We start from the raw sequence: 12,643 nt of genomic DNA, 5'->3' as shown, positions 1-12,643 counted from the left end.
GACGGTTCGTTGCATGGGGATGCGATATGACCTGCCCGGATAGAGGTCAACCAAAAGTGGAGGGCCATCCCCAGGTGCAGCGGGCTTACGGGTCCGGGCGTTTCCGGCTACTGGGTGAGATAGCCGCTGCTGCCGTTGCCGTTGCCCGGAGACGGCCGCTCCGGCCCTGGAATGATCCTGATCGTCTTAAGCCGCCGCGGATCGCTGTCCAGCACCTCGAACGTGATGCCGCTGGGGTGCGTCACGGTCTCGCCTCGTGCCGGAACGCGCCGAACCAGCGAGAACAGCAGTCCGCTCAGGGTATCCACGTCCTCGTCTTCTTCGTCGGGCAAAAGGTCAACCTGGAGGACCCCTTCCACATCCTCGATCGCCGCACGCGCATCCGCAACATAGGTGCCGTCCGGCTCCTGGCGGATCATGGGCTCTTCCTCGTCGTGCTCGTCGTCGATGTCGCCAACGATCTCCTCGACGATGTCCTCGATGGTCACAAGGCCCGCGATGCCGCCATATTCATCCACCACCAGCGCCATGTGGCTACGGGTCGCCTGCATCCGAACCAGCAGGTCGGCCGCCGGCATGGAGGGCGGCACAAACAGCACGTCGCGAATGCAGCCCGTCGCGGCGATCTCGATATCGAGCGGCACCGCGGCAAGGCTCAGCTGGGGTGCGGCCTGGATGATGGCGCTGATATCGCCGTCTTCCGTCCGTTGCGGCAGCGGCTGGCCCGCCATGCCTCGGCTGATGAGCCACTGCAGCAGGTCCTTGATGTGCAGCATGCCAACCGGCTCGTCCAGGGTCTCCCGGTACACGGGCAGCCGCGAGTGGGTGGCGTCCGCGAACATCAGCAGCGCCTCGTTCAGCTTCGCCTTCTCGCTGATGGCGATGATATCGGCGCGCGAGACCATCACGTCGTCCACGCGGAGCTCGCCGAATTCGAGAATCTTCAGCAGCATCGCCCGGGCTTCAGGGGTCGCGGTGGCCACGGCGCCAGCAGGATCCTGGCTCTGCAGCATTGCTTGCAGACTTTGGCCAAGGCCCGGGTCATCCGATCGGAAAACCTGGCGCAGGCGTGACCAGAACTGGCTGAGCGGCCTTCGTTCCGAGGTCGCGCCGGTCATCACAGGGGAAGAAGCGGCGCCGTCACCGGGCACCACCATGTTTGGTCTAGATCGAGGGTCGTCGTCCATGGGTTAGATCAATGTTCCTGCGCTGCTGCAGCGCTGGTTTGGCCGTACGGGTCCGGCACTCCAAGCCGTGCAAGCGCCTTGGCTTCAAGCGCCTCCATAAGCTCGGCCTCCTCATGCTGCTCATGATCGAAGCCGGCGAGATGCAACATGCCATGCACGATAAGGTGCGCGACATGACTTGCCAATGGCTTCCCTTGCGCGGCGGCTTCCGCAACCACAACGCCGCGGGCGAGCACGATGTCGCCGAGCATCAGCGGAGCACCTTCTGGCTGGGGGCCGTCACCGGCCGGAAAGGACAGCACGTTTGTCGGCTTGTCCTTGCCGCGAAATTCCGCGTTGAGCCGGCGAATCTCGTCGTCATCCGTGAACAGGACGCAAACTTCGGTCTCCTGGCCAACAAGGCCAGCCACCGAGCAAGCCGCTTCCACGGCCGAGCAGGTCAGGCCTTCGAGATCGTCCACATCGTTATCATTCCAGGCCTGATCCTCGATCAGGATATCGATGCTGAGCCTGGGCGCCTCTGAGGGCGCCGACAGTCCGTCCATTATCAGTCCGTATCTTCGGGCCGCGTGCTCGAGCGGTCGCGGTCATAGGCCTCCACGATGCGCGTCACCAACGGGTGGCGCACGATGTCGGCCTGGGTGAACCTCACATGGGCAATGCCCTCGACCCCGTCAAGGAGCCGCAGCGCGTCGACCAGGCCCGAACGCACCCCCTTGGGCAGATCGACCTGCGTGGGATCGCCGGTGACCACCATGCGGCTGCGCTCGCCAAGCCGCGTCAGGAACATCTTCATCTGTTGCGGCGTGGTGTTCTGCGCCTCGTCCAGAATGATAAAAGCACGCTGCAGGGTGCGGCCGCGCATGAAGGCCAAGGGCGCGATCTCTATGGTGCCATCGGTCAGGCCGCGGGCCACCAGATTGGCGGGCAGCATGTCATAGAGCGCGTCGTAGAGCGGGCGAAGATAGGGATCGACCTTCTCCTTCATGTCGCCGGGCAGGAAGCCCAGACGCTCGCCGGCCTCGACCGCGGGACGCGACAGGATGATCCGGTCGACCTCACCCGCAGCAAGGGAGGCTGCAGCCGCCGCCACCGCAAGATAGGTCTTACCGGTGCCCGCGGGCCCCGAGCCGAACACCAGTTCATGGCTCTTCATGGCTGCCATATAGGCGCGCTGTGTGGGCGAGCGCGGATGAATGATCTTGCGCTTGGTGCGGATGCTGACATCGCCCGCCGGCAGCTCGGGGCTGTGCGCCCGGGCACGCACCAGCCTGATCTGGCCTTCAACCTCGCCCAGATCGATGCGCGCCCCGCGGCGGAGCTTGTCGAACAAGGCAAGCAGCACCTGGCGGCCCGTCTCGGTAGCCGCGGCGGGACCGTGCAGGGCAACTCTGTTGCCGCGCGGCGTGGCCTCGATGCCGAGCCGTTCCTCGATCAGTGCGAGATGTTCGTCATGTTCGCCGAAGAGCTCCGAAAGGAGCCGGTTGTCGTCAAAGGCTAAGATCAGCGTATCTTGTCCAGCGGCCGTCTGCCGCGCGCCTTCGATAATGTCGTCACCCGCCTGCGTAACAGGACACAAAGTGTTGGTTCTCCTCAGGCCGTTGCCTTGGCGTGTACCGGAGAATCGGCACCACTGGGTATAATATGTGCCGAAAGACTGCTACCGCCAACAGAGTCTATGCACACTCGGACCATATCACCAATACTGTGATGCGCGTCTTCTACATGCACAGCTTGAAGATATGGTGACCGTCCCGCCAGTTGTCCCGCCTTGCGGCCAGGTTTTTCGATGAGAATGTCCATCTCGCGTCCGACGCAGGACGCAAGGAACGCCCGATTTTGGCTATTAAGCAGCGCCTGCAGGCGGGTCAGGCGTTCGGCCTTGACGGGCTCTGGCACCTGGTTGTCCATCTCGGCGGCGGGCGTGCCGGGACGCGGACTGTATTTGAAAGAGAAGGCCGAGGCGTAGCCGACGGCTTCGACGAGCGCCATGGTCGCCTCGAAATCCCGTTCCGTCTCGCCGGGGAAGCCGACGATGAAATCGGAAGAGAGCGCGATATCGGGCCGGCCGGCACGGATCTTGCCGATAATCTCCAGATAGCTCGCGGCCGTGTGCCGGCGGTTCATGGCCTTGAGGACCGCGTCCGAACCCGACTGCACCGGCAGGTGCAGATAGGGCATCAGTTTGGGATTGTCGCGATGGGCGGCGATGAGCTCGTCATCCATGTCACGGGGATGGCTGGTGGTATAGCGGAGGCGCGCCAAGCCTTCGATCGCCGACAGCTCGTTGATGAGGCGGCCGAGCGACCAGCGCCGCCCATCTGGCGCTTCGCCGCGATAAGCATTGATATTCTGGCCGAGCAGCGTGATCTCGCGCACGCCCTGGTCGACCATGCGGCGCGCGTCCTCGATGATCTTGCGCACCGGGCGCGACGCCTCCGCGCCCCTGGTATAGGGTACCACGCAGAAGGTGCAGAATTTGTCGCAACCCTCCTGAACGGTGAGGAACGCCGTTACCGCCCGCCGCCCGCCGGCATGCGGTGTGGTGGGCATATGGTCGAACTTGTCCTCGGCGGGAAAGTCGGTTTCGACCACGGGCCGGCCCTGTTCGGCGAAGCGGGTCAGCAGATGCGGCAGCCTGTGGTATGTCTGCGGGCCGAAGACCAAATCCACCATTGGCGCCCGGCGCACGATTTCCTCGCCCTCGGCTTGCGCCACGCAACCTGCAACCCCGATGACGAGCGGCTTGCCGTCCCGTGCCCGTGCCCGCTTCTGCTCGCGATAGCGGCCGAGCTCCGAATAGACCTTCTCCGCCGCCTTCTCCCGGATATGGCAGGTATTCAGTATGACCAGGTCCGCCTCGTCGGCGGTCTCGGTCACACCGTAGCCCAGGCCAGCGAGCACATCGCCCATGCGCTCGGAATCATAGACGTTCATCTGGCAGCCATAGGTCTTGATGAACACCTTTTTCCGGGTCTCGGTCATTTCAGCCTTTTTCCAAGGATCAGCTCGCTGCGGGCATGGCGTTATTTGCCTGCTCCATCTCGACCGCCGTCGGCTGCACGTCAAGCCCCGAACGCGAACGTTCGGGCCGATCATGCCCGGTCAAGGCCTTAATCAGGCCCGCCCGCACCTTCTGCTCGGCCTTGCACGCCAGCGCCTTGCGGCTGCCAACAGCGGCAAGCGTCAGCGGCTCGTGCAGTTCAACCGTCACCTCGAACGGGCCCAGCTGCAGCACGCGCCAGAGATGGGGCGCCAGCTCCATGTCGCCATACCATGTATAGGCAGGCCGAAGCCAGCGATCCATAAGCACTCCGCGATAGCCTGTATAGACAATCGTGAGCGGCTGGACCGGTACAGGCCGCCCGTCAACGACGGTTTCCGCCGCGCCGAGGAGGGCACTTTTGAACGGCAAGACCCGCATGCCATCGGTCGAGGTGCCCTCGGGAAACAGCACCAGCCGCTCGCCTCCGGCGAGGCGCTCCCGGATCTCGTCGCGGGAGGAGGTCACCTTGACGCGGCGCTGGCGGTCGACGAACACGGTGCGCTGCAGCCGGGCGAAGGTGCCGAAAAGCGGCCAGGCCGCCACTTCCGATTTCGCGATGAACGAGAGGGGTGCCACCGCACTGAGCGCGACGATATCGAGCCAGGAGCAGTGGTTGGCCGCGATGAGGCACGGGCCAGGCTCCGGCCGCGTCCCCTGCACGGTGATGCGCATGCCGATAATGCGTGCCACCAGCCGATGGTAATGATGAGGCAGCTGCCGCGCGCCTTTGGGCCAGAAGCGCAGAAACAGCCACTGCAGCACCATCAGGGATGGCGTGATCAGGCCAAGCGTTGCGATGATGCCCAAGGCTCGCGCCCGGCCGGCGATGCCCGGCACGATGCCGACCGGCTCGTCAGTTGTTTTCATCCGGCTTCAGTGGCACCGCGAACAGCTCCAGCCTGTGATCGATCAGGCGATAACCGAGCCTGCGGGCGATCAGCTCCTGCAGGCGCTCGATCTCCTCGTCGCGGAACTCGATGATATCGCCGGATTCAACGTCGATCAGATGGTCATGATGGGTCTCGGACGCCTGCTCATAGCGGGCACGGCCGTCCCGGAAGTCATGCCGGTCGAGTATGCCTTCGTCTTCGAACAGCTTCACCGTGCGATAGACAGTCGCCAGCGAGATGCGTTCATCGACGGCCGCGGCGCGGCGATGCAGCTCCTCAACATCAGGATGGTCGGTCGCCTCCGCCAGCACCCGCGCGATGGTGCGCCGCTGGTCGGTCATCCGCAGTCCTTTTTCGATGCACCGCTGCTCTATGCTGGTCTGCTCCTCCATGCCTTCGCCCAGTACTCCGTCCGGCTCACATGCTCAACTTCAAGGTATAGAAATTCAAACGATCGAGCGCAATGCTCAGGCGCCGCCCGCCAGGGGCCCGCGCCAGCGCATGATGAGCGCATCCGCCACCGTTCCGTCGCGATAATGATAATAGCCGCGGCGCCGGCCGCATTCGGCGAAGCCCAGCGCTCGATACAGCGCCAGGGCCGGAGCATTGTGGATGTCGACCTCGATGAAGACGTCGCGGGCGGAAAGCTTCGCCGCACAGTCGAGCGCGGTTGCGAGCAGCGCTCGCCCGAGCCCCTTGCGGCGTGCGGCTGGCAGAACGCCGATGGTCAGGATTTCCGCCTCCTCTCCGGTGTGGCGAAGCAAGGCGAATCCCTCCGGCTGGCCGCGGCGGTTGGCGATGAGCCCGAGCGTTCCAGGCATGGCCAGAAGCTTCGCGAAATCCGCGCTGCTCCACGCATCGGCAAAGCAGTCCCCATGAAGCTGCGCGAGCAGGGGAATGTCAGCTGCGCCGGCTGCCCCAATCACCCATGAGCCGGATGCGCACAAGCTCAACCTGCCCGAAGGATCTGCGGCGCTTGCGGCTTGGCATCGGGCGGGCGCAGGTAGAGCGGCATTGCCTGGTCTCTCGCATGCAGGCCGAGACGCGCGACACAAACCGGGTCTGGCAGGCTGCTCACGTCCGCAAGCGCGAGATTGCCGCGGCGGGACGCTTGCGCCAGGAGGTGAGCGCCGGAGCCGGCCAAAATGCAGCTGCCGCGGGGCAGCAGCTGCATGGCGCCGGCCACGGTATAGGCGGCTGGCTCTGCGATCGGCACGCAAAACGGCCCGCGGAACGCCTGGCCATAGACTTCGCCGCGCTGTGCATCGAACAGAACGATGATGTCTCGGTCGTCGGGGTAGAGACCCCTGGTGGTCAGGGCGACCGCCTGGAGCGTGGTGACCCCAGCGGCCGGTATGCCTCTGGCCAGCGCGTAGCCGTGTGCCGCCGAAACGCCGATTCGGGTGCCGGTGAAGCTGCCGGGACCGATGGTGACTGCCACCCGGTCGAGCTCCGCAAAGGTGAGGCCGGCCGCCGACATGGCCTCGCCCACCATCGGGATCAGCGCCTCGGCATGACCCCGTTCCATCGGCTCACTGCGCACCGCCAGAACCGTCAGCGCTTCGTCCGCCGCATCAACCACCGCCACGGAGCACGCGTTCATGGCGGTATCGAGAGCCAGGATGCGCATCGGCTTCAGCGTGGCGCGCGCTTGGCGAGGATGCGCTGGAGGGTGCGGCGGTGCATGTTCAGCCGGCGGGCCGTCTCGGACACATTGCGGCCGCACAGCTCATAGACGCGCTGGATGTGTTCCCACCGGACCCGGTCGGCCGACATCGGATTCTCCGGCGGTGGCGCCTTGATGTCGCCATCGGCGACCAAGGCATTATACACGTCGTCCGCATCGGCCGGCTTGGCCAGATAATCCACTGCACCAAGCTTGATGGCGTTCACGGCGGTGGCGATGTTCCCATAGCCGGTGAGCACGATGGCGCGCGCATCGGGCCGCGCCTTGTGCAGCGCCTCGATTACGTCGAGCCCGTTGCCGTCCTCGAGCCGCATGTCCACCACCGCATAGGCCGGCGGCAGCTTGGCGACGCGATCGACGCCCTCGGCCACGGTCTCCGCGATTTCGACGGAAAAGCCGCGGGATTCCATCGCCCGGCCGAGACGGGTGAGGAACGGCTTGTCGTCATCGACGATGAGCAAGGTGCGGTCGCGGCCAGATGCCTGGTCGCTGTTCTGTTCGATCATGTCAGATCGCCTCATTACGCAAGGCCATACCTCAGGCCTTCATCATACCGGGTTACGCATGGAACGGTCGCGAATGTGCAGAACAACGTTAGCGCAACCCCGCACCATCCGGGACGACAATTAGTCACATGCGGCCTCCATTTGCCTCTTGGTTGGGCAATTTTCAAGCCTGCATGCCTGGATTCGTCCTCAGGAGATCGATTTCGTTGCGTTGCCACTCGATGCGAACCGTGGCCCCATGGTCCGGCGGCGGTCTGTTGGCCAAAGTGACGGTGGCGCCTGAACGCTCCAGCAGCGTCTTCGCGATGAAGAAGCCCAGCCCCATGCCGTCATGGCCGCCGTCGCCACGGTCGAAAGCGCCGCGCCGGCTGGTCACATAGGGCTCGCCGATCTTGTCCATGATGTCCTGGGCAAAGCCGGGGCCGTCGTCCCGCAGCGTCACCACCACCCGCTCGGCATCCCAGCGCGCCTCGATCTCAACGCGTTTCTGGGCGAAATCGACCGCGTTATCGAGGAGATTGCCAAGACCATAGCGGATGCCGGGACTGCGCAGGAACACCGGCTCGGCAGCATCCTGCCCCTCGACGTAGGGTGCGGGGCGGCAGTCCACCACCACCTCCACATCGCTGCCGCTCACCGGCTCGGCGCATTCCTGGATCATGACCTTGAGCCGCAGCCGGTCGAAGACGTGGTCGCCCACCGCATCCTGGTTGGCAAGGCGCGCGAGAATGACCCGGCAACGCTCCGTCTGGCTCGACAGAAGCTCGAGATCCTCGCGAAAGCGCTCGTCGTCCGGCATTTCCCGGCGAAGCTCCTTGGCAACCAGCGCGATGGTGGCGAGCGGCGTACCCAGCTCGTGGGCAGCGGCGGCGGCCAGCCCGTCCAGAGCCGAGAGCTTCTGTTCCCGTGCCAGCGCCATTTCGGTGGCCGACAGGGCGGCCGACATGCGCCGGGCCTCCTCCGCGATGAACCGGGAGTAGAGCGCCGCGAAGACCGTGCCGGACACGACGGCCGTCCACATCCCGGCCACGTAAAGCCGCGGCAGCTCCAAAGGCTGGCCGGGATACCAGGGCAACGGCATGTGATAGACCGTGAGCAGCGAGACCGCGCCCAGGCACAGGGCGCTCAGCGCGACGGTGCGCTCCACGGGCAGGCTCGAGGCCGAAACGGAAACCGGCACCACGAAGAGGAAAGCGAAGGGGTTCTGCAGGCCGCCAGTGAGATAGAGCAGCACGGCGAGCTGAACCACGTCGTAGCCTAAGAGCATCGCGGCATAGCGGTCGCTGAGGCGCAGGGTGGAGGGCCATTTGAGACCCAGCCAGATGTTGAGCCAGGCCGAGAGGGCGATGACACCCAGGCACAATCCCAGCGGCAGATGAAAGCCCAGCCAAAAATAGACCGCAAGCACCGCCGCCGACTGGCCGGAAACAGCGAGCCAGCGCAGGCGCACCAGCGTCTGCAGGCGCAGCCGCCCGCCACTGTCATGGAAGGTTTGTCCGACGACAGCAGTATCGACGGGAGCCGCCCCTTGCGTCAGGACTCTGATTGGTTTCAACGGCCTCTCCTTGCACGAGTGGGGGCGAGCCTCCACATTGGCCAGATCGGAAAATCCGGCTATCCTCCCCGGATCTTGGGTTAAGTTCGTCGACGAAGTTCTCTCGCGAGCAATTCGTGCCTCAAACACATGACCACGCCGCGATAAGGGTCGTCGACCTGGTGAAGCGCTATGGGAGCGTCACCGCCGTCGACGGCATCAGCTTCACGGTGCCGCGCGGATCGATCACCGGCCTGCTCGGCGGCAATGGCGCCGGCAAGACCACCACCATCGGTATGCTGCTCGGCTTGGTGCTGCCCACATCAGGCACCATCGAGGTTCTCGGCATCGATATCGTGCACGACCGCTATCGCGTCCTGCCATATATGAATTTCGAGAGCCCCTATGTCGAGATGCCGCTGCGGCTCACCGTGCGCCAGAACCTGACGGTGTACGGCCGGCTCTATGGGGTTCCCGACCTCGAGAAGCGCATCGCGCAGCTGGCGGAAGAACTCGACCTCGGCAGCTTCATCGACCGGGCCAGCGGCAAGCTCTCCGCCGGGCAGAAGACGCGGGTGAGCCTGGCCAAGGCGCTGATCAACCAACCGTTGGTCCTGCTTCTGGACGAGCCCACGGCTTCGCTCGACCCGGATACGGCAGATTGGGTGCGCGGGCATCTGCAAGCCTATTGCCGGGGCAGGGGGGCCACCATGCTGCTCGCCTCCCACAACATGGCGGAGGTGGAGCGGCTGTGCGACAATGTTCTGATGACCAAGCAAGGGCGCATTGTGGATACGGGAAGTCCGGCTGATCTCATCCGCCGCTATGGGCGCGAGAATATGGAGGAGGTTTTCCTCGATGTCGCCCGCGGCAATCACCTGACTGCCGCATCATGACCGACACTCCGCAGCAACGACCGTTCGCACTGCCCCGGCTGCGCCATGCGACCGGCTTTTCCCTGCCGCGCGTAGGCGCCTTGGTGCTGCGCTACCTCTATCTCCTCCGCGCCTCATGGCCGCGCCTGTTCGATCTGATCTATTGGCCGACGGTGCAGCTGCTCATGTGGGGCTTCCTGCAGATCTACCTAGCCCAGCAGAGCGGGGCGCTTGCGCAGGCGGTGGGCATCCTGCTCGGCTCGGCGCTGCTGTGGGACGTGCTGTTCCGGGGCCAGCTCGGGTTCACCATCTCGTTCCTGGAAGAGATGTATTCCCGCAATCTGGGGCATCTCATGGTCAGTCCGTTGCGCCCCACCGAGTTCATCACCGCGCTCATGGTGATGAGCGTCATCCGGGTGTGGATCGGGCTTCTGCCGGTCACCTTTCTTGCCTGGGCCTATTTCGGCTTCAATGTCTACAGCATGGGCCTGTGGCTGGTCGCCTTCTTCCTCAATCTCATCCTCACGAGCTGGGCGGTGGGCCTGTTCGTGTGCGGATTGCTGCTGCGCTACGGGCTTGGGGCCGAGAACATCGCCTGGAGCCTGATGTTCCTGTTCATGCCGCTGGCTTGCGTCTATTATCCGGTCAGCGTTCTGCCGGACTGGCTGCAGCCGATTTCCCTGGCGCTTGCCCCGACTTACGTGTTCGAGGGCATGCGCAGCCTGCTGCTGCACGGGGTGGTGCGGCCGGACCTGATGGTCAGCGCGCTTGCCCTCAATGCGCTCTATTTCGCCATCGGCGCGGCAAGCTTTGCCTGGTTTCACCGCGATGCGCGCCGGCGAGGACAACTGCTTTCGCTCGGCGAGTGAAATTTTGCCCGGTCGTCTCATGCGGCGTTGCGGCTACTTGCCAGAGGCGCGAACCTCAGCAAATGAAGACGCATGACCAGACAGAACACCCTTCTGCTCATTGCGATCGCGCTGATCGTCATCGCGGCGACCGGGGTTGCCGTGCCGTGGCTGCTGTCGCCCGCGCAGCAAGGCTCGCAGGTCACGGGCACGGCGCTGGTCGGCGGCCCGTTCGAACTCACCGACCAGGACGGCAAGCGGGTCACCGACAAGGACTTCCGCGGCAAGTTCATGCTCGTCTATTTCGGCTACACCTTTTGCCCGGATGTTTGCCCGACCGAGCTGCAGGCCATGACCACGGCGGTTACCCGCCTTGGGGAAGACGCCAAGCGCGTGCAGCCCATCTTCATCACCGTGGACCCCGAGCGGGACACGGTCGAGCAGATGAAGACCTATGTTTCCAATTTCGATGGCGGCCTCATCGGCTTGACCGGCTCTACGGAAGATATCGTCAAGGCGACCCAGGCCTACCGCATCTATTTCGCCAAGGTGAAGGACGAAAGCTCGTCCGCCGAATATCTGATGGACCACACCAGCCTCGTCTTCCTCATGGACGAGAACGGCACGTTCAGGCGCGTGTTCTCCTACGGCACGGACGCCGATACCATGGCCAAGGGCATCAAAGAAGAGCTGGCAAAGTCCTGAATCTGCTCACATTGCTGCGCCTGCGAAGATTCTTGCACGGCCCAGCAAAGTTGATGCTATTATGTCCCTCCACTGACTGCCTTCCTGCCGGCCAAGGCCCGGTCTGGGCTGCCTGACACGTCACGTCGCGAGGGTTTGGTTTGCTGTATTACCTCTACGAGATGAACCACGCTGCGGTCGCGCCGTGGCGGGCGGCAGCGAATGCCAGCCGGATGCTGTGGAATGCGCCGCTGAACCCGCTGGCGGCAACCTATTTCGGCCGGGCTATCACCGCCGGGCTCGACGTTTTCGAGCGCATCACCCGTCGCTACGGCAAGCCGGCCTTCGGCATCGACGAGATGGTGGTCAACGGCAAGACCGTCGCGATCGAGGAAGAGGTCGTCTGGCGCAAGCCATTCTGCAACTTGCTGCATTTCAAGAAGAAGGCGAGGCTGAAGCAGCCAAAGCTGCTGATCGTCGCGCCGATGTCCGGGCATTTCGCGACCCTGCTGCGCGGCACCGTGCGCACCATGGTGCAAGACCATGACGTCTACATTACGGACTGGGCCGATGCCCGGCAGGTACCCTTGTCGCTCGGGCGATTCGATCTCGACGACTATGTGGATTACCTCATCCAGATGCTGCGGCTGCTCGGGCCGGACACCGCCGTCATGGCGGTGTGCCAACCCTCGGTGCCGGTTCTCGCGGCGGTATCGCTGATGGCGGATGCCAAGGACCCGAACGTGCCCGGGGCCATGGTGCTCATGGGTGGCCCGATCGACACCCGCCGCAATCCGACAGAGGTCAACAAGCTGGCCTCCCAGCACGACATCGAATGGTTCCGCAACAACGTCATCAGCACGGTGCCGTTCGGCAATCCCGGGTTCATGCGCCAAGTCTATCCCGGCTTTCTCCAGCTCACCGGCTTCATGACCATGAATCTGGACCGGCACATCTCCGCGCATCGGAATCTGTTCTGGCATCTGGTCCAGGGCGATGGAGACAGCGCCGAGAAGCACGACGAATTCTATGACGAATATCTGTCGGTTATGGATCTGACCGCGGAATTCTATCTCCAGACGGTCGAGAACGTGTTCATAAAGCACCAGCTGCCCAAAGGCGAGCTCACCCACCGCGGCCGCCCGGTGCGGCCCGAAGCAATCACCAAGACGGCGCTGATGACGGTGGAGGGCGAGCTCGATGACATCTCCGGGGTGGGCCAGACCGAGGCGGCACATGACCTGTGCAGAAACATTCCCGCCGAGCGGCGGCTGCATCACCTGCAACGGGGTGTCGGCCACTATGGCGTGTTCAACGGCTCGCGCTTCAATGCGCAGATCGCTCCGCGCATAACGCAGTTCATCCGAGACAACCTGCCTGCCTGAC

14 protein-coding genes are annotated in these 12,643 nt (G+C 64.2%); 4 read left to right on the top strand and 10 right to left on the bottom strand.

The window, feature by feature from the left end; translation table 11 throughout:
* Positions 1-107: 107 nt before the first annotated feature.
* From E4P09_RS04305 to E4P09_RS04260, 10 genes are all read right to left on the bottom strand, one after another.
* The gene (locus E4P09_RS04305; RefSeq protein ID WP_239025019.1) at positions 108-983 is read right to left on the bottom strand and encodes a hemolysin family protein; all 876 of its coding nucleotides are present in this window, start codon (positions 981-983) and stop codon (positions 108-110) included.
* 212 nt (positions 984-1,195) lie between these two features.
* Complete coding sequence (gene ybeY, locus E4P09_RS04300) at positions 1,196-1,738, bottom strand: rRNA maturation RNase YbeY (RefSeq protein ID WP_428977697.1); 543 nt, start codon at positions 1,736-1,738, stop codon at positions 1,196-1,198.
* The gene (locus E4P09_RS04295; protein ID WP_428977685.1) at positions 1,735-2,766 is read right to left on the bottom strand and encodes a PhoH family protein; all 1,032 of its coding nucleotides are present in this window, start codon (positions 2,764-2,766) and stop codon (positions 1,735-1,737) included. Before E4P09_RS04295 ends, ybeY begins: the two co-directional genes overlap by 4 nt.
* Before the next feature lie 14 nt (positions 2,767-2,780).
* Complete coding sequence (gene miaB / locus E4P09_RS04290) at positions 2,781-4,172, bottom strand: tRNA (N6-isopentenyl adenosine(37)-C2)-methylthiotransferase MiaB (protein WP_137388313.1); 1,392 nt, start codon at positions 4,170-4,172, stop codon at positions 2,781-2,783.
* A gap of 19 nt (positions 4,173-4,191) precedes the next feature.
* Positions 4,192-5,100: a lysophospholipid acyltransferase family protein gene (locus E4P09_RS04285; protein WP_137388312.1), complete on the bottom strand. Its 909-nt coding sequence runs from the start codon at positions 5,098-5,100 to the stop codon at positions 4,192-4,194.
* Positions 5,087-5,515: a Fur family transcriptional regulator gene (locus E4P09_RS04280; RefSeq protein ID WP_137388311.1), complete on the bottom strand. Its 429-nt coding sequence runs from the start codon at positions 5,513-5,515 to the stop codon at positions 5,087-5,089. The genes E4P09_RS04285 and E4P09_RS04280 overlap by 14 nt, the downstream gene beginning before the upstream one ends.
* Before the next feature lie 75 nt (positions 5,516-5,590).
* Positions 5,591-6,070 (bottom strand): GNAT family N-acetyltransferase, encoded by a 480-nt coding sequence (locus E4P09_RS04275; RefSeq protein ID WP_205042008.1) that lies wholly within the window; start codon positions 6,068-6,070, stop codon positions 5,591-5,593.
* A gap of 2 nt (positions 6,071-6,072) precedes the next feature.
* The gene (gene tsaB / locus E4P09_RS04270) at positions 6,073-6,753 is read right to left on the bottom strand and encodes a tRNA (adenosine(37)-N6)-threonylcarbamoyltransferase complex dimerization subunit type 1 TsaB (RefSeq protein ID WP_137388310.1); all 681 of its coding nucleotides are present in this window, start codon (positions 6,751-6,753) and stop codon (positions 6,073-6,075) included.
* A 5-nt stretch (positions 6,754-6,758) separates the two neighbouring features.
* Positions 6,759-7,316 (bottom strand): ActR/PrrA/RegA family redox response regulator transcription factor, encoded by a 558-nt coding sequence (locus E4P09_RS04265; protein ID WP_137388309.1) that lies wholly within the window; start codon positions 7,314-7,316, stop codon positions 6,759-6,761.
* Between the two features lie 163 nt (positions 7,317-7,479).
* Positions 7,480-8,871, bottom strand: coding sequence for an ActS/PrrB/RegB family redox-sensitive histidine kinase (locus tag E4P09_RS04260; protein ID WP_239025018.1), 1,392 nt, complete (start codon positions 8,869-8,871; stop codon positions 7,480-7,482).
* Between the two features lie 116 nt (positions 8,872-8,987).
* Between E4P09_RS04260 and E4P09_RS04255 the strand changes: the two genes are divergently transcribed.
* The 4 genes from E4P09_RS04255 to E4P09_RS04240 all read left to right on the top strand — a co-directional run bounded on the left by E4P09_RS04255 (position 8,988) and on the right by E4P09_RS04240 (position 12,642).
* Positions 8,988-9,746, top strand: a complete 759-nt coding sequence (locus E4P09_RS04255) for an ABC transporter ATP-binding protein (protein ID WP_137388308.1) — start codon at positions 8,988-8,990, stop codon at positions 9,744-9,746.
* Complete coding sequence (locus E4P09_RS04250; RefSeq protein ID WP_137388307.1) at positions 9,743-10,594, top strand: ABC transporter permease; 852 nt, start codon at positions 9,743-9,745, stop codon at positions 10,592-10,594. The genes E4P09_RS04255 and E4P09_RS04250 overlap by 4 nt, the downstream gene beginning before the upstream one ends.
* Before the next feature lie 72 nt (positions 10,595-10,666).
* Entirely contained in the window at positions 10,667-11,278 is a 612-nt protein-coding gene (locus tag E4P09_RS04245; protein ID WP_137388306.1) for an SCO family protein, read from the top strand.
* Between the two features lie 140 nt (positions 11,279-11,418).
* The gene (locus tag E4P09_RS04240; RefSeq protein WP_137388305.1) at positions 11,419-12,642 is read left to right on the top strand and encodes a polyhydroxyalkanoate depolymerase; all 1,224 of its coding nucleotides are present in this window, start codon (positions 11,419-11,421) and stop codon (positions 12,640-12,642) included.
* Position 12,643: the final 1 nt, after the last annotated feature.

It is taken from the genome of Rhodoligotrophos defluvii, from assembly GCF_005281615.1.
GTDB lineage: Bacteria > Pseudomonadota > Alphaproteobacteria > Rhizobiales > Im1 > Rhodoligotrophos > Rhodoligotrophos defluvii.
This window is presented reverse-complemented; position numbering and strand designations above follow the sequence as displayed.

Coding starts and splice junctions, on each gene's coding strand:
- E4P09_RS04285 (WP_137388312.1), bottom strand. CDS start 5,100: ATGAAAACAACTGACGAGCCGGTCGGCATCGTGCCGGGCATCGCCGGC.
- E4P09_RS04280 (WP_137388311.1), bottom strand. CDS start 5,515: ATGGAGGAGCAGACCAGCATAGAGCAGCGGTGCATCGAAAAAGGACTG.
- miaB (WP_137388313.1), bottom strand. CDS start 4,172: ATGACCGAGACCCGGAAAAAGGTGTTCATCAAGACCTATGGCTGCCAG.
- E4P09_RS04250 (WP_137388307.1), top strand. CDS start 9,743: ATGACCGACACTCCGCAGCAACGACCGTTCGCACTGCCCCGGCTGCGC.
- tsaB (WP_137388310.1), bottom strand. CDS start 6,753: ATGCGCATCCTGGCTCTCGATACCGCCATGAACGCGTGCTCCGTGGCG.
- E4P09_RS04245 (WP_137388306.1), top strand. CDS start 10,667: ATGACCAGACAGAACACCCTTCTGCTCATTGCGATCGCGCTGATCGTC.
- E4P09_RS04265 (WP_137388309.1), bottom strand. CDS start 7,316: ATGATCGAACAGAACAGCGACCAGGCATCTGGCCGCGACCGCACCTTG.